Here is a 20,206-nt window from a genome sequence, read left to right as displayed (position 1 = left end):
AGGATGGGTTGAGCGTAGCGATACCCATCAATAATGGCTATCTGAAATCATCACTGCTGCGTTCGCCAACGGCTTCATCTATCCCTTCGCTACCCGCCCAATCCCCCGGCAATATCCCCGCTCGCACATACCGATGAAACGATGACCATGGCCAATCGGCTACGTGCTGTACATGTCCATGCTTGCGCGGGTTGTGGTGGATGTAATCGATATGGCGGTTGAAATCCGCCTGGTCGCGTATGCGATGTTCCCAATAACGCCTCTGCCATATTCCGCGTTCGTTTTTGCGCTGGCGACTGGCGGATGTTCGTTCACCATAGGGCAAGGCGCGTGAAAAGCCGGTTTTGATCAATCGCCAGCGCACGGCGAAATCGGCATCCCCAGCGGGCAAGGTGCATAGCGCGTGTAGGTGATCCGGCAGGATCACGATGGCATCAATTTTCCAGGGATGTTGGCGCATGACCTTGCGAAAGTTGGCGCGCAGCAGATCGATCTGTTCGGTTAATAACGCCTGGCGGCGGTCGGCTAGGTTGAGGGTAAAGAACCAGGTGGAGCCTGGTGTGTGGTCGCGGCGGTAGTCAGTCATGGCTGCAGTCCTTTGCAGAAGCCGGGTTGGCTGAGTGTAGTTGCGTGAATTGTAGGTGTTTGGGTGATGGGTATCGCGTTGCTCAACCCATCCTACGGGTGTGTTGCTTGGCGGTTGGTGTGTACCCGCCGCTTGTGTGTTGGTTGGTCTACCGGTTCCGCCCTTACGGCGGCTCACTTTTGGCAAACGCCCCAAAAGTAAGCAAAAGGTCTTGCCCCTTGCATCCGGCCCGACTTCGTCGGGTTCCCTCGCTCCATCATTGCTCCAGGGGCCCGCCGCGAAGGGCCATCCCTGGCCCATCGCGGCTCTCGCGGCATCCATGCCGCTCAACCCCTTGCGCAACGATTCCAATCGGCCTTCTGATGGGGCGTTTGGCGTCGTCTGTGTAATCGCGGATTGAAAAGCAAAAACATGGCGGGTTTCACCCGCCCTACAGGCTACGACTACGAACCCGTAGGAGTGGCCCATGGCCGCGATGCTTTTGCTTTTTTGTTTTTGCCTTTCGCTCTGTCGCCCATCAATCGCCCAAACAACGCGGTCCCCGAATCCCGTCAGGAGGCCGAAACGTAGCGCAGCGGAGTAACAGCCGCAGGCTGGCCCGAAGGGCGAGCGCAGCGAGTAGTGGAGGTGCTGTGGAGAGGGGCGTTTGGCATGGATGCCAAACGAGGAACGATGGGCCAGGGATGGCCCACCGTGACGACCCTCGGAACAGCACCGGAGCGAGGGAAGTTGAGCGCAGCGAAACCCGGATGCCGGGCGCGTTTTCTCTTTGGTTACTTTCTCTTTGCGCGCGCATACGGAGCGAAGCGCAGTAACAGCCGAAGGCTGGCCCGAAGGGCGAGCGTAGCGAGTAAAGAGAAAGTGACTCGCCGTAAGGGCGAAAAGCGTAATCCCGGTCAAGCCAGTATCAATCGGTCCAATTCATCGTTAGGTCGATGCTTTACCGCTTACTTCTGGGCCAGATTCAGCTGGTTATAGTCCTGAATAAACTCGCGCAGGATGTCGTCCAGGGCCAGTTTGGTGGATTGCTGGATGGCGTTTTTCATGGCGAAGGAGCCGCCCCAGAACATTTTGCCGCCCTGGCTTTTGCCCTCGACCTTGTAGGTTTTGGAGAACAGTTGCTGTTCGTCCGCGCTGACGTTCACCTTCAAGGTGATATAGGCGCGGAAGTCGGCGAAGCGGTATTCCTGCAGCTCGAAGCTCAGCAGCGGCAGATCACCAGTCTGGCGCGCTTCTAGGCGGCCGAAGGCTTGTTGTACGTCCGCCGATTGCAGGGTGTTGTCGAGCATCTGGCCGAAGTTGACGATCCACAGGTTGGCATGGCCCACCACGGCGGAGCGGAATTCGTAATGGTGGCTGCTGGTGGCCGGGCTCAGGGCGTAGGCGGCAGGGCCGCTGGCGCTGGGCAGTTGGCTGTCCCCGGTGTTGTTGCTCAGGTAGGCGGGGTAGTCCTCGGCAATCGGGTGCTTGATGGTGCAACCGGTCAGGGTGGCGAGCAGGGTCAGGGCCAGCAGGTAGGCAATCTTTTTCATGGCGAATCCTTGTCAATACAGCGGGTTAGTGCGCAAGGAACGGCCATCTGCTATCGCCCGTCCCTGGGCGGCGCACAGGCTAATGACAATGTGCGGTGATGGCAAATTGGCATTGATGATGTTGAGCAGCATTTGCTGCCAGGAGACGTTCAGCTGTTTGGCCCGACGCTGGCGCTGTCATACGCCTTAACTATCCTCAACAAGCGCCGATAGAGCGTATTACTGGCCAGTCAGAAGGCGAAGCCCCATGCGTATCAAATCCAAACTGTTGCTGAGCTTTCTGGTTGCAACCCTGATTCCGGTTCTGGTGGTGGCGCTGCTGACGATTCGCAATGTCACACAACAGGCCAAAGAGAACTTTCTGGTCTCCAGCAGCCTGGATATGAAGCTGGTGAACAACAGCTTCGCCACCTTCTTCGATTCGGTGGGCTACACCGTTTCCGCCCTGGCGGAATACCCCGCCGTGCAGGATGCCGATAACGGTGAGCTGACCACCTACTTTGGTGAGGCGCGCAAGCCGGGCGAGGTGGCCACTGCCAATGGTGGGCGTGAGAAGCAGATATTCGATTACTTCTCCAGCATCGGGAAGAACAACCCCACCTTCGGCTACGTGTATATGAGCGATACCAAGGGCGGCTATGTGGAGTGGCCGGGCACCGGGGATTACGGTGACTGGGACCCGCGCCAGCGCGAGTGGTACCCCATTGGCAAAGACGCCAACTTCACCCTGGCCCGCCGCGACGGTTATTACTGGGAGCCGGATGATGCGGTGTATGTCTCGGTGCTCAAGGGCTTCAAGGACAACGCCGGGCAGTTTGCCGGGGTGGTGGCGGTGGATGTGTCGCTCAAGGCGCTTACCGATATGGCGCAGAAGGTGCGCTTCGGTGAAACCGGTTTTCTCATGCTGGCCGAGGGCAGTGGTACCTTGCTGGTGGATGGCCTGAAGCCGGACAACAACTTCAAGAAGGTCAGCGAGCTGCCTGGCGAGTACTTTGCCACCATCGGCAAAACCGAGAACGGCCTGGTGGAGGTGGAGATCGACGGGGTGGCGTATATGGCCAACGTCTACACCTCACCGGAGCTGGGCTGGAAGTTTGTCGGCTTCAAGCAGGCAGACGAGATTTACGCCAGCGCCCGCGAGCTGACCTGGATCACCCTGGTGGTGTGCATCGTGCTGGTGCTGGTATTCGGCACGGCCGGGGTGGTGATCGCCAACCGTATCGTCAACCCGATCAATCTGGTGAAGGACGGGCTGCGTACCATCGCTCAGGGTGAGGGTGATCTGACCCGTCGGTTGGACCTGCTCAGTAGCGATGAAACCGGCGAGCTGGCCAAGTGGTTCAATCAGTTTATCGAGTCGATTCAGGGCATGATCCGGGTGATCAAGGAAAACGCCATCAGCATGGATGGGGTGTCCAGCGACACCAACCAGCGCACCACGGCGATGTCCGCCACGCTGCAACGCCAGTTGAGTTCGGTGGAGCAGATCGTCACGGCGGTGACCGAGATGTCGTCGGCGGCCAATGAGGTGGCCAAGACCTGCGTGCAGACCGCCGATGTGTCGGAGCAAGGGCTGGTGGCCACGCGCAATGGCAAAGAGGTGATTGGCCGCAGTACGTCCGGGGTCAACAAGCTCGGCGCGAGCATTCAGAACTCCAACAAGGTGTTGCAGGAGCTGGAGAAGGAAACGGTCAATATCAACAACATCCTTTCGACCATTCAGCAGATCGCCGAGCAGACCAACCTGCTGGCCTTGAACGCTGCTATCGAAGCCGCCCGTGCCGGCGAGCAGGGGCGCGGTTTTGCGGTGGTGGCCGATGAGGTGCGCAACCTGGCCAAACGCACCCAGGACTCCACCGAGCAGATCAACAACATCCTCAACCTGCTGGTCAACCGCATCAAGGAAGTGACGGTGAGCATGGACCAAAGCCTGGTCGAATCGGGCAAAGCCATCGTCTTGTCCGATGAGGTCATGGCCGCCTTCGAGAGCATTGAAGGCAAGGTGCAGATGATCCGCGATATGACCATGCAGATCGCCACCGCCACCGAGGAACAGCACCTGGTGACCGAGGAAATCAACCAGAACATCGTCGCCATCAACGAAGCCGTGACGCAGATATCCGCGCAAGCCGCCGAGGTGGAAAGCTACGCCCAGGAACAAAGCAGCCTGAGCAGTGAGCTGAAGCAACTGGTGGTGCGCTTCCGCACGGAGTAAGGCCGGCTGCGCTGCGCCGGTTAACGCCAATAAAAAGCCCCGCAATGGCGGGGCTTTTTGTTACCAGCGGCGGCCATAGCCGTCGTGGTGGCGGCGGTGTTGCTGGCCGTGCCAACGGTGGCGGCGGGGTGGTTCGGGGACGTAATACACCGGGCCGGGCGTGTAGTAGACCGGGCGCGGCTGGTAATACACCGCTGGTGGCGGGTAGTAGGCGACTGGCGGTGGTGGGTAGTACGCCGGTGGTGGCGGTTCATACACCTGCACCGGGCGGCTCTGGCTCATGATGACACCGCCAATCACCGCCCCCACCACCGCGCCGGCAATGGCCGCGTCGCGGTTGGAGGCCTGTGCCGGGGCCTGGCCAAGCAGCGCAAGGCTGGTCACCAGGCCTGTGATAAGGGGGATACGCGACAGCATGATGGAAACTCCTCTGCAAACCGGTCTTTCCCGGCTGCCTGTTTCGACACTGCGCGGGGCTCGGCATTGCAGCGGCCAATGTAAAGGCTGTGTAAAAGCGCTGAACGGTATTCAGCCGCGTTTGCTGTGTTCGCCAGACGCGCGTTGCAGCGAGCGGCACTGGCCCAGGTCGAGAGGGCCGACATAGGGGTTGCTGTGGCCCATCACGCAGCCAACCTGCTGGTTGCGCCAGCGCTCCCATTCGCTGACCGGGTATTGGCGGTTCCAGGCTTCGTAAGTGCGGCGGTCGAGTGTGGACAGGCGCAGTTGGTAGCGTTCGGCCATATACAGGTAGATGCGCGCCGCTGCACCGCGTGCCTGCGGCGGCGGCATGGCGGTCTTGGCCTTGAAGTTGACCACCATCGGGCAGCTTCCGTACTGCGTGGGTGTGTCGCTGAGCATGCCGAGGGCGTAGTTGGAGCGGTCGCCATTAACTTCGCCGATGCTCGGCACCAGGTTGTGCAGGTCGGCTTCGGCGGCCTTGAAGCGTGCATCGTTGCGCGCGCAATTCTTGCGCCCGCCTTGTTGCCAGCACTGGCGCTGGTGGCCGATCACCCAGGCCGGCACCACGTGTTCCCATTCCACGCGCTGGGCGCGGCGCTGTTGTTTGCGCGGGTGGTAGCCGCAGCTATCGAGATCGACACGGTTACCGCTGTAGTGACACTGGCAATAGAAGGTGGTGGGGCGTGTGGCGTAGATCTGCCAGGCGATTTTCTTGGCGGCGTTGAAGCTTTGTGGGGCTTCGGCGAAGGCGGGCAGGGCGAACAGCAGGCAAAACAGGACAAGCAGGTGCGGCATGGGCTTCTCGGCGGCAAAAAGCTGCGGATCATACCGTTAAAACCGCTCTGCAACGGGGTGTTCGTCGGGTATGCGGGTGGTGGTTCTCAACTTTTTGCCGTGACGGTGGTCTGTTCGGACACAACCTGAGCTTGTATCGCTAGGTGCTTGATTGTGCTGCAAGTCATGCCTTTGGGCAGAAAAACTGGCCAATCTGGATTTTGTTGCTAGCGTTACCCCCATCACACCGCAGCGGATGACCTCCTCTGATGAGTACTGTGCAGCGTTTACCCAGGCTGGAACAACGCGCCCACGACATGCCGAGCATGGCTCTGTCGCGGCGCAGCGGTGCTGTGGTCGGGCTGGCACTGGTCACGCTGCTGGCGTTGGGCGGTTGTGCGTCGCGGCAGGATCATCAGAGCATCATCAGTAACAGCAGCCCGATCAAACCCACCGAATTCTTCCAGAGCCACGCCGACCGCATGGCCACCCTGGGCATGCGCAATAACCTCAACAGCCTCTATCGTTTGATGGACAAGCTGTACCTGCGTAACCCACGCGAATGGCGCAAGACCGGCCTGCCTGATGCCGAGGCCGCCAAGCGTGCGGTGCACCGCGCCATTGAGCTGGATCAGCCGTTGCCGCAGTTGGGTGGCCGCACCGATATTGCCGCGCTGAGCTATGCCCTGAGCGCCGAGTACCAGGGGGACCGGGTTGGCGCGTTTATCTATTCACTGGCCAGCATGCTGATCACCGCCCATGGCGGCCGCACCGAGTACTACCTGAGCGATACGCTGGACCCGCAATTCGTGCATAACGCTGCGCGCAATGTGGAGAAGGCCAGCTGGATGCTGGCCCGGCGCACCGATGCCGAGGGCAAGCCGTGGCTGCTGTCCAATGAGATTTCTGCGGATGGACACAACCTCAGCTACGCCGTGGAGTTCGGCAAGATCGTCGCGCGTCTGGACCTGCTCACCGACGTGCTGGATGAACGCTACCGGCGTATGGGCGTGAGCTATGCCCAGAGTCTGCTGTTTATGAACTTCCTGCCGGTGCAATAACACCAGAGTCTGCGCCGAAACGGCGTTCGCCGTTCACCATTGTGTGCTTCAGTAGCTTTCTTCCAGACGTTTGTTGTTCTGCGCGTTGGCCGCTTCGATCTGTTGCTTGAGTTGTTCTGTCTGCTGTTGCAGCTGCGCTGCCTGTTCGGCTTGCAGGCTGGCGGTGGCGGCGGTTTCACCCAGGCCGCAGGCGCTGAGCAGCAAGGTGGTGGCGAGCAGAGGCAGGGTATGGCGCATGGAGGCTCCTGGGTTAGGTTCAGTGCCAGCGTTTATAGATGGCATCCAGGCTACCAGCCTGGCGCAAACGCTCAAGGGCTGCTGCGAACTGCTCGGCACGGGCGCGGTCACCCTTGGCAAAGGCCACATAGCGCGGCATTTCCACCAACGGGCGCAGCAGTATGCGCACGTCCTGTTCGGCGCGCTGCTCGCGGACGAAATACATCAGCTGTGCGCGATCACCGACGATGATGTCGATGCGTCCGGCAAGCAGCATCGACACCAGCTGGCGTGGGTTCTGTGCGCTGGTGTCACGGCGCAGCTCAGCTTTGTCGAAGTCGGATTGATAGGCGTAGCCGCGTACCTGGCCAAGTACGTAGGGCAGCAGGTCATCCAGGTTCTGCCAGTCATTGATGGCTGTCTTGCCGGTGGTCATAAATACCGTGGAACCGGTACGGATCGGCCCGACCAGTTCATATTGCTGCATGCGTTCGGGTGTGCCGGCGAACTGAAAGGCCATCGCCACTTCGCTGCGGTCGAGCATGCGCTTGACTCGCTCCCAGGGGTACAGCCGCAGGTTGTAGGGGATTTTGGCTTCCTGCAGGACCGCTTCCACCAACTCGACATCCAGCCCGCGGGGTTGGTCATCTTCGACGGTGACAAAGCTGTAGGGGGCAAACTGCTCATCGCCCACCACCTTCCAGTCCTCGGCCTGCAACGCCCAGGGCATCAGCAACAACAGACACAGCGCAGCAATACGCATGGCGTCCTCCGTGGAGCTTCAGCGAGCGGAGTGCTCGTTATTGATGCTAGGCCAATTGCGCGGCATGTGCGGCGGCTGCACCGCAGTTTTTCAGCACAGCTGACCTAGCCACTGCTGGTGCGGAGGGGTCAGCCGAGTTTGGCGATAAAGCGGTCGACTGCCTGGAGCAGGTCCTCGTAGGAGGTGGAGTTCATGACGAACACGACAAAGCCTTCGATGTCCTGATTTTTCAGTTCGAAGCGGATATGAATAAGCATCACCACATGGTTCTGCACCCGTGTGCCGAGCACCTTGCGTGTGTCGCCGGAGTCCACCGTGGGCATGCTGCATTCGAAGGGTGTGTTGGTCATTTCTGCCAGGGAGGCCAGGCAGGCGTTGAGCACCACATTGCCGACTTCCATCAGTGCGTCACGCTGCACCTGCAACAGTTCGGTGCCGGGCGGGACATCACCGATCAGCACCTTGACCATTTCCAGGCTCTTGTCCTCGGGAAAGATCAACAGGGCATTGCCGGAAAACATGCCGCTGAAGGGCTGGCGGATGCAGTACATCGAGGCGCTTTTCTTGCCCAGGTGATCGGTGACTTCGCTGACGGTAACGAAATGCAGCTCGGGCACGCTGAGCAGCACTTCGTCCTGGAGCATTTCGCTCATGGCGGCGGCAGCGCGACCGATACCGATGTTGAACATCTCGCAGAGCACATCCGTTTGCATGGTTGATAGCTTGAGCATGTCACTCTCCCAGCGCTTGCAAGAGCGCCGGCCCCTTGTCTGCGGTAATTGGCTTGGCCAGGAAGGACAGACCGAGTTCTTGGATCTGCGCCTGGGTGGCGGCCTGGATATTGGCGGTCAGCATGACGATGCGGATGGCCGGGAATTCCTGGCGGATCACGGCAGCGGCTTCCAGGCCGCTGATGCCCGGCATGTTGAGATCCATGCTGATCAGGTCAATCGTCTGTTGGCGGCACAGGTCAATCGCGGCCTGGCCGCTGGCTGCCTCGAACACCGACCAGTCCGGCTGCAGGCTGGCGAGGATGCTCTTGGTCATCATGCGCGAGACCATGCTGTCGTCGACGATTAGAAAATTCTTTGCCATGGCGGTCAAATCTCCACGCGATTGCGGCCAGCTGTTTTGGCGCGATAGAGCGCATCATCCGCTGCGACCAGCATCTGTTCCAGGGTTGTTGAGTGGTGTGCGCTGAATACTGCTGCCCCAATCGAGATAGTCATCGGCACTTCGCCTGCGGCACTTTGCACCGGACGTTCGGCTACGGCCTGGCGCAGGCGCTCGGCGCTTTCCAGCATCTGTTCGCGGTCGGTGTGCGGCAGCAGCACGGCGAATTCCTCGCCGCCCATGCGGCCGATGATATCGGCTTCGCGCAGGGTTTCACGCAGGGTGCGGTTGAGGCTGCAGATGGCTTCATCGCCCACCGCGTGACCATAGGTGTCGTTGATTTTCTTGAAGTGGTCGATGTCGATCATCAGCACGCTGCAGGGGTGGTCGTAGCGTTTGCAGCCGTCGAGTACCTGCTCACCGAACTTGAAGAACGCACGACGGTTGTACAGCTGGGTCAGCGAGTCGGTATTGGCCTGGGTTTCCAGCAGGTCGAGCAGCTTGCGGTGTTCGCTGACATCAAAGCCCCAGAGCAGGTGAGCCAGCTTGCCTTCTATTTCCACCAGCTTGGCCGACAGCGAGCTCCAGTAGGGCCTGTGCGGCATGACCTGGGCTTCCCAGTTGTCGACCCGGCCATACTGTTCCAGCTCGTCGACAAAGACTTCGCCCTTGTGCGTGTCGACCAGCAGGTCTTTGAGGAACAAGCGATCGGGCGCGGTGTTGAGGCCGAGCTTGTCGAGCAGGGTTTTGTTGATAAACAGCACATCGCCGGATTCAGCATTCACCAGTGCCGCTTCGCTGGGACTGGCATCGAGGATAAACATCAGCAGGGCCTTGCTTTCGGCCAACTGGCGGGTGCGCCGGCTGACGCGGAACTCCAGGCGTTTGTTCAGTGATTCGAGGTGCGCGGACAGGCGTTTCATCACCTGGCGGTCTTTGATCAGCTTGACCACCAGGACGCTGATGCCGACCAGCAGGGCCAGCAGAATCCAGTTGAGCATGGCGAAGCGTTGATGATGGGTGATGCGATTCTGGTCCTGGGCATTGGTGCTGGCGATATGCACGGCGAGTACGACATGGCGCATGCTTTCGGCCAGGTTATCGGTTTGTGCCGCCACTTCGGCAGCCACCTGCAGCGGGTTGGCGCTGTTCTCCAGACGATAGCTCCAGGTGTCGAGACGTTCGGTGATGGTGTTGAAGGTCTGCTGCGCATTCGGCAGCAGTTGAATGAGGGTTTGCGGTGTTTGCGGCGACAGTTCGCTGGGGCTGAGCATGCTGCGCAGTACTTCAAAGCGCACCGCCAGTTCGTCGATGGCATCCTGCGGATCATCGGCCGTGCTGGCCTGCCGCGCCACCCGGGCGAGGTTGTGCAGCTCCAGGGTGATGTTGGTGGCGTGCCAGAGGTCATGGTGTTGATTGGGCGCGGCGGAGTTGTTCATCTCCAGTTGGGTAATGCGCAGGGCAAACAAGGTGGCTGCTGCCATGAGAATCACGGCAACCAACAAGCCTTCAGTCAACCAGCCACTGGGCCTGGTTTTTTTGAATAACATATAGAGGAATGACTTATTCAATGTGGATTTCATTTATTTGCCACACTGAGCGGTTTATATAAGTTTGTTGGTTAAGCACTTTGAACCTGTCGAAGGGGTATATCAGAATAATCGGCCCCTTTTCGCGGATACTCAGGTTTTTGCCATCTCGTCGGTAGGCCACTAGCGGGTCATAGTTCTTCAGGTCGTCGAGCGGCACGCTCACGTAATAACCATTCAATGCCACCACGCGGACCGATTTGGCGCTGCGACCGCTGAGTTTGATCAGCTCGCTCATGCTGACCCCTTGCCAGCTATGGCTGCCCTTCATACCCAGCGATTCCGGCAGTTCCAGGGTGCGCGTGGTTTGCGGCAGGTTGTCGAGGTCTTGCAGGGTCAAGCGGGTTTTACTGGCGGCGCCCTGGGTATCAGTCCAGTTCAGGGTCAGCAAGGTTTTGCTGCGTACCGGCAGTGGCGTTTCTGTGGCGCTGGCGAGCATGGACGTGAGCAGCGTCAATATGGTTATAACACCGATACAACCAATAATAGATCGGGTCTGCATTGTTGAATCTGCCTTGGTATTAAGCGCCAGTAATAATCTGAGTAACTTTTATAGGTTTTTTATTGTGCTGGAGCCGTACTGCCGATAAACGTGTCGTCCTGCGTATGGCGCCAGTGGTTAGCCATTGTAGCCAGAAGGGTAGCCCAGGATTGCAAACCCGGTAGTTCGACTAGGGGCTCGGTAATATCCCGCAGCTGCCTGTTCGGTAGTTTTACCGATGCGTGAGCACAGGCTGATTTTCGAGGGCGCAAGAAAAAGCCCCGGTTGCAGGCCGGGGCTTGGTGGTGCAGCAGGCTGGATCAGACCTTGCGCACGAACTCGGACTTCAGCTTCATGGCGCCGATGCCATCGATCTTGCAGTCGATGTCATGGTCGCCATCGCACAGACGGATGCCTTTGACCTTGGTGCCAACCTTGACCACCAGGGACGAGCCTTTGACTTTCAGGTCTTTGATCACGGTGATGGTGTCACCGTCCTGCAGCACATTGCCCACCGAGTCCTTGATTACGCGCGCGTCATCGGCGGCATCAGCCGGGCCCGTGGCTGACCACTCGTGGGCGCACTCCGGGCAGACCAGCTGGGTGCCGTCTTCGTAGGTGTATTCGGAGTTGCATTTGGGGCAGGGTGGCAGAGTGCTCACGGCGGGTCCTTGGGGTGTTGGTGAATAAAGGCCGCATATTGTATAGGGTTTTGTCGCTGTTGTTTCAGTGCCGATCCTCGGGTGGCCAGTTGAGGGGGCAAACCCGCCGACGCATAAGGATGGGCATAACCGGGCTTCCCGTTCTGAGTTGCAGAAGTAGAAGACCCCATTCAGCCTGAGATGACGCCGCAATCAGCGCGTTGTGTTGGCAGGGGCAGGAACACCGCGCCCGCGTCAGTGACGACGGTTGGCGCGGTGTGTCGCTGGATCAGAAATGCACTTTTACCAGCAGGCTGGCGGTGTTCTGGTCAGTCGGGCCGACAAAGTTGTCACTGACGAAACCGCTGTCCTTGATGCCGTATTTGTCTTTCCAGTAGTCGTACTCGATCCCCACATACAGCTGCTTCTCGCCCCAGCTCATGGCTTTGCCCAGGTCGTACTTGATCTGCGGGTTGAAGTGCAGGTTGGCGTGGTAGCTCTTGTCGTTATCCACCACCCAGTCCATGAACCCGTCGATGACGATGTCGGATTTGCCTACTGGAATGGTGTAGCTCCATACCGGGGTGATCTGCCAGACGTTATCGCCATCGCGTTTGCCATCGGTCGTGCGGTTATAGAAGTTCAGCGAGAAGTAGTCGAAACCGGGGATCGCCAGATCAAAGCCCGGGCCGATCAGGTAGGACTCGACGTCGTCTTCACCGAACTCGTAGGTGGTGGCCAGCAGCACATCCTTGATCGGACCGAATTCCAGTTTGCTATTGAACAGCTTGCCGAACGACAGGCGTGGCGAGAACTCACCGTAGAAGGTGTGACCGTCGCCTGCGCCGTTGGTGGCGTCGGTGTTGTACTTGATGGTGTCGACGAAGAAAAACAGGTCACCGAAGCTCCAGCCGCTGACGTGCTCAAAGGTCACTGTCTGCTGGATTTCCGGATCAATCTTGTAATCCTGGCCATACAGGTAGGTCAGGCTGTTGTTCTGCCAGTGCAGCAGGTCACCTGCCATGGCCTGGCTGCCCGCCAGCAGCCCAGCGGCCAGGGCCAGAGAAGAAAGAGTGCGGTTCATCGAATGGTGCTCCCCAAGTGCTGAATCATCGTTTTAAACCTGTCTGAGTGGTCAGGCTGGCGGTGCTGGAGCAAGAACAAGGCCAAGTCCTGTATTTGCTCACCTGCACACCACGCAGGGCCTACAGTGGCAGTGCGGGCGCGCACTTTAGTGGCTTTGGCGAGGATGTAAATCCCTGGCGTGCACCGATAACTGACCGGCTGGACAGTTTTGGCCTTATCTTGGTGCGTGTACTGCGTTGTTGGGGCGTTGTGCGGGGTATGGTATTAACCCTGTAGCGCGCTATTTTCCGGCACGATGTTCACATCTACCCTACATTTCGCCTCAGTAACTGGCTGATTGTTCGCCTGTTGGCCCTCGCGCAGAATGCGCCGCGCGCTGGGGGCTGGTCAGTCGGATCACAGCGTTGCACGATAACAATGCCAAGCCAGGGAGCGGTTTCAGCCAGTTGTAGCGGGGTGAGTCCCGTTTGAGGAGTCTGGAAATGTCTGCGCGGGTTGTATTGGTCGATGATCACGAACTGGTGCGAGCGGGTATTCGCTCGCTGTTGCACGAGGCCGGTTATGCCGTGGTGGCCGAAGGCAGTGATGGTGATCAGGTCGAGGCGCTGGTTGAACAGTATCAGCCGGATGTTCTGCTGCTGGATCTGACCATGCGCCGCTGCTCGGGGCTGGAGGCGCTGACCATGGTGCGCTCGCGCTGGGCTGAGCTGCCGGTCATTTTGTTGTCGATGCACGACACCCGCGACTATGTGCTCAAGGCCATGCAGATGGGCGCCAGCGGTTACCTGCTCAAGGATGCCGCCGTCATCGAGTTGCAGCTGGCCCTGCAATCGGTACTCGGTGGTCATCGCTATTTAAGTCCGCGCGTGGCCGGCCAGGTAATCGATGCCGCTTCCGGGCGTAGCGGCGAAGACCCGCTGGAGTTACTCACCAGTCGCCAGCAGGAGGTGCTGTACTGGCTGGCCAAGGGCAAGAGCAACAAGGAAGTGGCGTTTATCCTCAACCTCAGTGTGAAAACCGTTGATACCCACCGCGCTCAGATCATGGAGCGCCTGGCCATTCGTGATCTGGCTGGTCTGGTGATGTACGCCCTGCGCCGCGGCATCATCAAGCTGGACGAGTGAGTCGACTCTTTCGGCCTCGGTAGATTTACCTGTGTGCCCCGGTAAATCACTGATAAGACTTTTGACGTCAATTTTATAAGCTCACCGCGAGCGATGGCAGTCGGCCATCTGCTGGCGCCTCGCCATTATCCAGGTGAGTGGTTCGCTGATGGCTCAAGCCTGGCCTATAGTTTTTTCGGCGCAGGGTTTCTGTGCGTGGCCGTGCCGGTTTGTGCGGTGATTTTCTTCGTCAGTACCGAGAACTCCCATGATCAAGCATCCGCGACTGTTTGCTTACGTTTCGCGTCCCTGGCTGGTGGCCGGCGCGCTGCTGTTGCCCGCCGCTTGCCTGTTGCTGGCCGGTGTCTGGTGGCAGGGCTTGCTGGCGGCCGCTGTGCTGCTGTTGTGGTTATGGCTGCTGATGGCCAGCCCGGCGTTGCCGCAGGTAGAGGTTGAACCGCAGGTTTCCGTGCAGGCGCTGACCCAGGTGCAGGGCAGCCTGACGGCTTTACGCGAGTTGCTGGATGCTGTGCTGCCGCTATGGATGCGCCATATCGATCTGGTCAACGGCCAGACATCCAGCGCGGCAGGCGGCCTGACGGACAAGTTCATCAGCATGAGTCAGCAGATCAATCAGGCCCTGGACCTGGGCAGCAGCGAAGAGGGCGGTGGGGTGTTTGACGTGCTGCGCAGCGCTCAGGTCGAGCTGCCGCAGGCGGTCAAAGCGCTTGATGACACCCAGGGCGAGCGGCAGCGCTTTCTGGTGGAGATTCGCGAGCTCAGCCGCTTTGTCACCGAGTTGCACGGCATGGCTGAAGATGTGGCCAAGATCGCTTCGCAGACCAACCTGTTGGCCCTCAATGCGGCCATTGAAGCGGCGCGCGCCGGTGAGGCCGGGCGCGGGTTTTCGGTAGTGGCCGATGAGGTGCGCAAGCTGTCGTCGATGTCCGGCGAGACCGGTACCCAGATCACCGAAAAAGTCCAGGTCATGGGCCGCTCCATGGAGTCCATGGTGGCCCGCGCCGAGCAGATGGACAGCAGCAGTCGCGACAGTATCGAGGCGGCAGAACGGATTGTCGGCAAGGTGCTGGGCGAGCTGGGCGATGGCGTGGCGCAGTTGGAGCAGCGCCTGCAGATGCTTCAGGGCAACAGCCGCGAGGTGGAGCAGACGGTCAATGCCGTGCTGGTCGACCTGCAGTTTCAGGATCGCGTCAGCCAGATCATCTCCCATGTCAGCGAGGACATGCAGCGCCTGCGCGACAGCCTGGGCGAGCCGGTTGTACCGGCCAGCCGCGACTGGTTGCGGCGCCTGGAGTCGAGTTACACCACCCTGGAGCAGCAGCGCGTACATAGCGGTCAGCGCGCGGCCAGCGTGGAGCAGTCCTCGGTCACCTTCTTCTAATTCAACCTCAGGACAACAGGACGCACGGATATGGGAAAAACGGTCTTGGTAGTGGATGACTCGACCAGTTTTCGGCAGGTCGTCGGTATTGCCCTCAAAGGGGCCGGCTACGACGTGCTGGAAGCCTGCGACGGCAAAGACGCGCTGAGCAAGCTGGATGGGCGCAAGATCAACCTGATCGTTTCGGACGTGAACATGCCGAACATGGATGGCATCACCTTCGTCAAATCGGCCAAGCAGCTGCCCGCCTACAAGTTCACCCCGGTGATCATGCTCACTACCGAAGCCGGTGAGGCGAAGAAAGCCGAGGGCAAGGCCGCCGGTGTGCGCGCCTGGGTGGTCAAGCCGTTCCAGCCGCCGGTGTTGCTTGATGCCGTCTCCAAACTGATCCTGCCCTGAGGATTCAGCCGTGGCCGTGATAAACAGTCGGGAAGAAACTGGACGGTACATCTTCGAAGTTGCAGGTGAATTCAACATCTACCACGCCGTCCAGCTCAAGGATGACCTGCTCGGTCTCCTGGGCCGCCACGACAGCCTGGAAATCGACCTCGGCGCTGTAGAGGACTTCGACAGCACCGGGGTGCAGATTCTCTTGCTGCTCAAGCGCGAAGCGCAGCGCCAGGGGCGTAGCCTGACCTTTATCCAGCACTCGCCCGCAGTGCGCGAGGTGCTTGATCTGCTCAACCTGGTGGCTGAGCTGGGCGATCCCATGGTGATCCCGCTGGATGCTCGCGGAGGTCGACCATGAACCTTGATCAGGCCCGTGGGGCCTTGGTGCAGGAAGCCCGCGAACTGCTGGTGGACATGGAAGATGCGCTGCTGGAGATCGAAAGCGACGGCTACAACGCCGAGCGAGTCAATGCCATCTTCCGCGCCGCACACACCATCAAGGGCTCGGCCGGGCTGTTCGGCCTGGAGTCGTTGATCAACTTCACCCATGTGGTGGAGAGCCTGCTCGATCAGGTGCGCAACGGCGAGAAGAGCATGGACGGCAGCATGCTCTCGCTGCTGCTGACCTGCGGTGACTATATCGGCAGCCTGATCACTGCCGTGGAAGACCGCAGCGAGGCCATCGACCCCAACCCCGAGCTGCGTGCCCACCTGCTCAGCCAGCTCAATGAATACCTTGAAGAGGCAGTGGTTCCTGCACTTGCCGCCGAACCGCCGCCGAGCAGCGAGGCCGCGCAGCTGCCTCGGGTTGCACCGAGCGGCAAGGTTGATGTGTTGAGTGGCGAAGAGGTGGGCAGCGATCTCTGGCATATCTCCCTGCGGCCCAACAGCGATGTGCTGCGCAACGGTATGGAGCCGCTGTCGTTCCTGCGTTACCTGAGCAAGCTGGGGCGTATCGTCTACCTGCATACCCTGACGGACAGCATTCCGCTGGCGGACAGTTTTGATGCCGAAAGCAGCTACCTGGGCTTCGAGATCGAGTTCGAGTCACAGGCCAGCAAGCAGGACATCGAAGATGCCTTCGAATTTATCCGCGAGGACAGCCAGCTGCTGATCCTGCCGCCGCACAGCAAGATCGAGGCCTACCTCAACCTGATCGTCAGCCTGCCCGAGTCGCCGCGCAAGCTCGGCGAAATTCTGCTCAAGAGCGGCGCTTTGACGGCACACGAACTGCAGCGGGTGCTGGCCTTGCAATCCGCCGCGCCGCAGCCAGCACCGCCACTGGGCACCCTGCTGGTGGAAGAACAGCTGGTGGCGCCACCCCTGGTGTCGGCCGCACTGAGCAAGCAGAAACAGTCCGATGACAAGCGCGTGCACGAACAGGTGTTTATCAAGGTCGAGGTCGGCAAGCTGGATGAGCTGATCAACCTGGTCGGCGAGCTGGTGATTGCCGGTGCCGCCGCCAGCCTGTCGCTGCGCCAGGGCAGCCCGGCCGCCATGGCCGAAGCCAATGAAGCCGTGGCTACGCTGGTTGAACATATCCGTGATGCCTCGCTGTCGTTGCGCATGGTGGCCATCGGTGAAGTGTTCCAGCGCTTCCCGCGGGTGGTGCGCGATATCAGCAAGGAGCTGGACAAGGACATCGAACTGCTGATCACCGGCGCGGACACCGAGCTGGACAAGTCGATGGTGGAAAAGCTCGCCGACCCGCTGATGCACATCGTGCGCAATGCCATGGACCATGGCATCGAGCGTTCGGCCGAGCGCCTGGCCGCCGGCAAGACTCAGCGTGGCGCGCTGCGCCTGAATGCCTACCACGAGTCCGGCAGCATCGTCATCGAAGTTACCGACGACGGCCGTGGTCTGGACCGTCAGCGGATTCTCGCCAAGGGCATCGAGAAGGGCCTGGTGCAACCGGACCAGGTGCTGACGGACAGCGAAGTCTACCGGCTGATTTTCGAAGCCGGTTTCTCTACCGCCGAGGCCGTGACCAACCTGTCCGGGCGTGGCGTGGGCATGGATGTGGTGCGCAGCAATATCGAAAAGCTGCGTGGCGAGGTCGAGGTGCTCAGCCTGTTTGGCCAGGGCACCACGGTGCGTATTCGCCTGCCGCTGACCCTGGCGATCATCGACGGCTTTCAGGTGCGGGTGGCCGATGAAGCCTTCGTCTTGCCGCTCGATCAGGTGGTCGAGTGCGTTGACCTGGGCCAGCAGGCCGACCTGCATGACCTGCTCAACCTGCGTGGCGAGCCGCTGCCTTATGTGCGCCTGCGCAGCCTGTTCGGCCTGCCGCCGAGTGTCGGTGCGCGCGAGAGCCTGGTGGTGGTGCAGTTCGGCAGCAACCGCGCCGGGGTGGTGGTGGATCAGCTGGTCGGTGAACTGCAGGCGGTGATCAAACCCCTGGGACAGATTTTTGCGCAAAACAAGGTGCTCAGTGGCTCCACCATTCTCGGTGACGGGAGTGTGGCGCTGATTCTTGATGTCGCCCATTTGATTCAGCGTGCCAGTGCAGCCGCTGAGAACTCAGTCAGTACCAACCTCCAGCGTGTAGACGGCTCTGCCGCCGTGGTACGGACGCTATAACAATCAGGAGAAGAAAATGTTCGACAAAATGAAGGTGGCGACCCGTCTGCTCCTGCTCGCAGGGGTGCTTATCCTGTTCCTGCTGCTGATCGGCGTGCTGGGGATTTTCGGCATGCGCGAATCCAATGCCGGCATGGAGACGGTGTACAACGACCGGGTGGTGCCGCTGCGCGATCTGAAAGTGATTTCCGATAACTATGCGGTGAACATTGTCGACATCGCGCACAAGGTGCGCCTCGGTGCGCTGAGCTGGCAGGAGGCCACGCGCAGCGTGAACAAGGCTGAAGAGGCCATTCAGCAAAGCCGCAGCAACTACCTGGCGACCCAGTTGGTGGGTGAAGAACAGGTGCTGGTGGATGAACTCAAGCCGCTGCTCAAGGCCGCCGACGAAGCCAATGCCCAGCTGCTGCGGATTCTCGAAAGCCGTGACCAACTGGCGCTGGAGCAATTCATCAGCGGCGAGCTGTACCAGAAAATCGACCCGGTTACCGACCGTTTCGGCAAATTGGTCGACGTGCAATTGCAGGTCGCCAAGGTCGAGTACGACCTGGCTCACGATCGCTATGACCAGATATTTACCGCAGCCGTGACCTGTATCGTGCTCAGCCTGGTGCTGGCGATTGTGCTGGGTGCGTTGATCACCCGCAGTCTGCTCCGTCAGTTGGGGGGCGAGCCCTTTACCGCGATGGATTCGTTGCAGCGGGTGGCCGCTGGCGACCTGACCGTGGAAATTCAGCTCAAGGACGGCGACCAGGGCAGCATGCTGTTCAGCTTGCAACAGATGGTGCTAAAGCTGCGCTCGATCATGGGTGATGTGCGCATGACTGCTGACTCCCTGGCTTCGGCCTCCGAACAGGTCGCCGCCTCGGCCCAGGCGCTGAGCCAGAATGCTTCGGAACAGGCGGCCAGCGTCGAGGAAACCAGTGCCTCGGTGGAAGAAATTGCCGCCACCGTGGCGCAGAACAGCGAGAACGCCAAGATCACCGACGGCATGGCCAGCCAGTCCTCCAAGGACGCCGTGGAAGGCGGTGCAGCGGTGCGCGAGATGGTCAACGCCATGCGCCAGATCGCCGGCAAGATCGGCATCATCGACGACATCGCCTACCAGACCAACCTGCTCGCCCTCAATGCGGCGATTGAAGCTGCGCGTGCTGGTGATCACGGCAAGGGCTTTGCCGTGGTCGCAGCGGAAGTGCGCAAGTTGGCTGAGCGCAGCCAGGTGGCCGCGCAGGAAATCGGAGCGGTGGCCAGCGATAGCGTGACCCTGGCTGAACGCGCCGGGCAGTTGCTGGAACAGATGGTGCCGTCGATTCGCAAGACGGCCGACCTGGTGCAGGAAATCTCCGCCGCCTCGCGCGAGCAGAACACTGGCCTGGAGCAGATCAACCTGGCGGTCGGGCAGTTGGCGCAGATCACTCAGGTCAATGCATCGGCGTCCGAAGAATTGTCTTCGACCTCCGAGGAAATGAGCGGTCAGGCGGTGCAACTGCAGGAAATGATTCAGTTCTTCCAGCTGGCGGAAGCGGCGGCGCGACATGTGCACAGCACCCCGAGCGGACGCAGCCGCCCGGCGGCGTTGAGCAAGCCGACTCAGCCGCTGCGCCGTCATCTGCAGGATGATCAGATCGACGAGTCGGCCTTTACCCGCTTCTAGGAGGCTGCCTGATGAGTACCTTGCCAGCCCATCTCCAGGGCCGCTCGGCGGCCCTGGTGGAAACACCGCTGACCCAGCAGTTTCTGACTCTGACCCTGGGGCAGGAGCTGTTTGCCCTGCCGATTGAGCACATCCGCGAGATCATCGAATTCGGCGGGCTGACGGAAATACCGCTGATGCCGAGCTTCCTGCGCGGGGTTATCAACCTGCGTGGCGCGGTGGTGCCGGTGATCGACCTGGCTGTGCGTTTCGGTCGTGAACGTACGGCCATCGCCAAGCGCACCTGCATCGTCATCGTTGAGGTCGAGCAGAATGACGGTCTGCAACTGCTCGGCATCATCGTCGACGCGGTCAACGAAGTGTTGGCTGTGGAAGGTCATCAGCTGGAAAACCGTCCGGCCTTTGGCGCGCGCATTCGTGCTGATTTTATCGCCGGTATCCTTAAACACCACGAGCAGTTCGTGGTGGTGCTGGATATCCCCCATGTGCTGTCACTCGATGAGCTCGCCGAGTTGGTGGGTGGTCTTGAACAGACGGATGCGTGAGGCGTTATGGCTG

Annotated in this window: 20 protein-coding genes and 3 pseudogenes; 11 read left to right on the top strand and 12 right to left on the bottom strand. The window is 60.2% G+C overall.

Annotated features, from left to right (window positions below):
• Positions 1-37: 37 nt before the first annotated feature.
• Positions 38-586 (bottom strand): REP-associated tyrosine transposase, encoded by a 549-nt coding sequence (locus ACOCLD_RS18375; RefSeq protein WP_422910193.1) that lies wholly within the window; start codon positions 584-586, stop codon positions 38-40.
• 947 nt (positions 587-1,533) lie between these two features.
• Positions 1,534-2,118: a hypothetical protein gene (locus ACOCLD_RS18370; protein ID WP_422910192.1), complete on the bottom strand. Its 585-nt coding sequence runs from the start codon at positions 2,116-2,118 to the stop codon at positions 1,534-1,536.
• Positions 2,119-2,365: 247 nt separating this feature from the next.
• On the opposite strand from ACOCLD_RS18370, the pseudogene ACOCLD_RS18365 reads away from it, so the two are divergent.
• Both ACOCLD_RS18365 and ACOCLD_RS18360 read left to right on the top strand, forming a co-directional pair.
• Positions 2,366-3,472, top strand: a pseudogene (locus ACOCLD_RS18365) (cache domain-containing protein); the annotation flags it as partial.
• 15 nt (positions 3,473-3,487) lie between these two features.
• Positions 3,488-4,333: a methyl-accepting chemotaxis protein gene (locus ACOCLD_RS18360; protein ID WP_422911840.1), complete on the top strand. Its 846-nt coding sequence runs from the start codon at positions 3,488-3,490 to the stop codon at positions 4,331-4,333.
• Positions 4,334-4,393: 60 nt separating this feature from the next.
• Here ACOCLD_RS18360 and ACOCLD_RS18355 read toward each other — a convergent pair whose 3' ends face one another.
• Positions 4,394-4,750, bottom strand: a complete 357-nt coding sequence (locus tag ACOCLD_RS18355; RefSeq protein ID WP_422910191.1) for a hypothetical protein — start codon at positions 4,748-4,750, stop codon at positions 4,394-4,396.
• A 111-nt stretch (positions 4,751-4,861) separates the two neighbouring features.
• Positions 4,862-5,587: an endonuclease gene (locus ACOCLD_RS18350; RefSeq protein WP_422910190.1), complete on the bottom strand. Its 726-nt coding sequence runs from the start codon at positions 5,585-5,587 to the stop codon at positions 4,862-4,864.
• Between the two features lie 296 nt (positions 5,588-5,883).
• Between ACOCLD_RS18350 and ACOCLD_RS18345 the strand changes: the two genes are divergently transcribed.
• The gene (locus ACOCLD_RS18345; RefSeq protein ID WP_422911839.1) at positions 5,884-6,627 is read left to right on the top strand and encodes a hypothetical protein; all 744 of its coding nucleotides are present in this window, start codon (positions 5,884-5,886) and stop codon (positions 6,625-6,627) included.
• A 48-nt stretch (positions 6,628-6,675) separates the two neighbouring features.
• Here ACOCLD_RS18345 and ACOCLD_RS18340 read toward each other — a convergent pair whose 3' ends face one another.
• The 8 genes from ACOCLD_RS18340 to ACOCLD_RS18305 all read right to left on the bottom strand — a co-directional run bounded on the left by ACOCLD_RS18340 (position 6,676) and on the right by ACOCLD_RS18305 (position 12,514).
• On the bottom strand, positions 6,676-6,864 hold the full coding sequence (locus ACOCLD_RS18340) for a hypothetical protein (RefSeq protein ID WP_422910189.1): 189 nt from the start codon (positions 6,862-6,864) through the stop codon (positions 6,676-6,678).
• A 19-nt stretch (positions 6,865-6,883) separates the two neighbouring features.
• Positions 6,884-7,606, bottom strand: a complete 723-nt coding sequence (locus ACOCLD_RS18335; protein ID WP_422910188.1) for a substrate-binding periplasmic protein — start codon at positions 7,604-7,606, stop codon at positions 6,884-6,886.
• Positions 7,607-7,734: 128 nt separating this feature from the next.
• On the bottom strand, positions 7,735-8,337 hold the full coding sequence (locus ACOCLD_RS18330; protein ID WP_422910187.1) for a chemotaxis protein CheC: 603 nt from the start codon (positions 8,335-8,337) through the stop codon (positions 7,735-7,737).
• Between the two features lies 1 nt (position 8,338).
• A complete protein-coding gene (locus ACOCLD_RS18325; RefSeq protein WP_422910186.1) occupies positions 8,339-8,701 on the bottom strand; it encodes a response regulator in 363 nt (120 codons plus the stop codon).
• Between the two features lie 5 nt (positions 8,702-8,706).
• Complete coding sequence (locus ACOCLD_RS18320; RefSeq protein ID WP_422910185.1) at positions 8,707-10,203, bottom strand: GGDEF domain-containing protein; 1,497 nt, start codon at positions 10,201-10,203, stop codon at positions 8,707-8,709.
• A 79-nt stretch (positions 10,204-10,282) separates the two neighbouring features.
• On the bottom strand, positions 10,283-10,765 hold the full coding sequence (locus tag ACOCLD_RS18315; protein ID WP_422910184.1) for a molybdopterin-dependent oxidoreductase: 483 nt from the start codon (positions 10,763-10,765) through the stop codon (positions 10,283-10,285).
• A 344-nt stretch (positions 10,766-11,109) separates the two neighbouring features.
• Positions 11,110-11,451, bottom strand: a complete 342-nt coding sequence (locus ACOCLD_RS18310; protein WP_257777619.1) for a zinc ribbon domain-containing protein YjdM — start codon at positions 11,449-11,451, stop codon at positions 11,110-11,112.
• 268 nt (positions 11,452-11,719) lie between these two features.
• Positions 11,720-12,514 carry an outer membrane protein OmpK gene (locus ACOCLD_RS18305; protein WP_257777618.1) on the bottom strand — a complete coding sequence of 265 codons (795 nt, stop codon included), beginning with the start codon at positions 12,512-12,514 and terminating at the stop codon, positions 11,720-11,722.
• A gap of 484 nt (positions 12,515-12,998) precedes the next feature.
• On the opposite strand from ACOCLD_RS18305, the gene ACOCLD_RS18300 reads away from it, so the two are divergent.
• From ACOCLD_RS18300 to ACOCLD_RS18265, 8 genes and pseudogenes are all read left to right on the top strand, one after another.
• Positions 12,999-13,640: a response regulator gene (locus ACOCLD_RS18300; RefSeq protein WP_422910183.1), complete on the top strand. Its 642-nt coding sequence runs from the start codon at positions 12,999-13,001 to the stop codon at positions 13,638-13,640.
• Positions 13,641-13,887: 247 nt separating this feature from the next.
• Positions 13,888-15,021, top strand: coding sequence for a methyl-accepting chemotaxis protein (locus ACOCLD_RS18295; protein WP_422910182.1), 1,134 nt, complete (start codon positions 13,888-13,890; stop codon positions 15,019-15,021).
• A gap of 30 nt (positions 15,022-15,051) precedes the next feature.
• A complete protein-coding gene (locus tag ACOCLD_RS18290) occupies positions 15,052-15,420 on the top strand; it encodes a response regulator (RefSeq protein ID WP_160078540.1) in 369 nt (122 codons plus the stop codon).
• Positions 15,421-15,430: 10 nt separating this feature from the next.
• Complete coding sequence (locus tag ACOCLD_RS18285) at positions 15,431-15,769, top strand: STAS domain-containing protein (protein ID WP_422910181.1); 339 nt, start codon at positions 15,431-15,433, stop codon at positions 15,767-15,769.
• Entirely contained in the window at positions 15,766-17,994 is a 2,229-nt protein-coding gene (locus ACOCLD_RS18280) for a chemotaxis protein CheA (RefSeq protein WP_422910180.1), read from the top strand. Before ACOCLD_RS18285 ends, ACOCLD_RS18280 begins: the two co-directional genes overlap by 4 nt.
• Before the next feature lie 16 nt (positions 17,995-18,010).
• Positions 18,011-18,538, top strand: a pseudogene (locus ACOCLD_RS18275) (MCP four helix bundle domain-containing protein); the annotation flags it as partial.
• Positions 18,539-18,610: 72 nt separating this feature from the next.
• Positions 18,611-19,508: pseudogene (locus ACOCLD_RS18270) on the top strand (methyl-accepting chemotaxis protein); the annotation flags it as partial.
• A 151-nt stretch (positions 19,509-19,659) separates the two neighbouring features.
• Entirely contained in the window at positions 19,660-20,193 is a 534-nt protein-coding gene (locus ACOCLD_RS18265) for a chemotaxis protein CheW (RefSeq protein WP_422910179.1), read from the top strand.
• Positions 20,194-20,206: the final 13 nt, after the last annotated feature.

The organism is Pseudomonas cimarronensis (assembly GCF_049331905.1).
In the GTDB taxonomy this organism is placed as follows: domain Bacteria; phylum Pseudomonadota; class Gammaproteobacteria; order Pseudomonadales; family Pseudomonadaceae; genus Aquipseudomonas.
The sequence above is the reverse complement of the archived record's forward strand: the minus strand, read 5'-3'. Positions and strand labels throughout refer to the sequence as shown.

Bases quoted from the DNA above. Each gene is read 5' to 3' on its own strand.
- ACOCLD_RS18375 (WP_422910193.1), bottom strand. From the start codon at position 586: ATGACTGACTACCGCCGCGACCACACACCAGGCTCCACCTGGTTCTTT.
- ACOCLD_RS18370 (WP_422910192.1), bottom strand. From the start codon at position 2,118: ATGAAAAAGATTGCCTACCTGCTGGCCCTGACCCTGCTCGCCACCCTG.
- ACOCLD_RS18360 (WP_422911840.1), top strand. From the start codon at position 3,488: ATGATCCGGGTGATCAAGGAAAACGCCATCAGCATGGATGGGGTGTCC.
- ACOCLD_RS18355 (WP_422910191.1), bottom strand. From the start codon at position 4,750: ATGCTGTCGCGTATCCCCCTTATCACAGGCCTGGTGACCAGCCTTGCG.
- ACOCLD_RS18350 (WP_422910190.1), bottom strand. From the start codon at position 5,587: ATGCCGCACCTGCTTGTCCTGTTTTGCCTGCTGTTCGCCCTGCCCGCC.
- ACOCLD_RS18345 (WP_422911839.1), top strand. From the start codon at position 5,884: ATGCCGAGCATGGCTCTGTCGCGGCGCAGCGGTGCTGTGGTCGGGCTG.
- ACOCLD_RS18340 (WP_422910189.1), bottom strand. From the start codon at position 6,864: ATGCGCCATACCCTGCCTCTGCTCGCCACCACCTTGCTGCTCAGCGCC.
- ACOCLD_RS18335 (WP_422910188.1), bottom strand. From the start codon at position 7,606: ATGCGTATTGCTGCGCTGTGTCTGTTGTTGCTGATGCCCTGGGCGTTG.
- ACOCLD_RS18330 (WP_422910187.1), bottom strand. From the start codon at position 8,337: ATGCTCAAGCTATCAACCATGCAAACGGATGTGCTCTGCGAGATGTTC.
- ACOCLD_RS18325 (WP_422910186.1), bottom strand. From the start codon at position 8,701: ATGGCAAAGAATTTTCTAATCGTCGACGACAGCATGGTCTCGCGCATG.
- ACOCLD_RS18320 (WP_422910185.1), bottom strand. From the start codon at position 10,203: ATGGCAGCAGCCACCTTGTTTGCCCTGCGCATTACCCAACTGGAGATG.
- ACOCLD_RS18305 (WP_257777618.1), bottom strand. From the start codon at position 12,514: ATGAACCGCACTCTTTCTTCTCTGGCCCTGGCCGCTGGGCTGCTGGCG.
- ACOCLD_RS18300 (WP_422910183.1), top strand. From the start codon at position 12,999: ATGTCTGCGCGGGTTGTATTGGTCGATGATCACGAACTGGTGCGAGCG.
- ACOCLD_RS18295 (WP_422910182.1), top strand. From the start codon at position 13,888: ATGATCAAGCATCCGCGACTGTTTGCTTACGTTTCGCGTCCCTGGCTG.
- ACOCLD_RS18290 (WP_160078540.1), top strand. From the start codon at position 15,052: ATGGGAAAAACGGTCTTGGTAGTGGATGACTCGACCAGTTTTCGGCAG.
- ACOCLD_RS18280 (WP_422910180.1), top strand. From the start codon at position 15,766: ATGAACCTTGATCAGGCCCGTGGGGCCTTGGTGCAGGAAGCCCGCGAA.
- ACOCLD_RS18265 (WP_422910179.1), top strand. From the start codon at position 19,660: ATGAGTACCTTGCCAGCCCATCTCCAGGGCCGCTCGGCGGCCCTGGTG.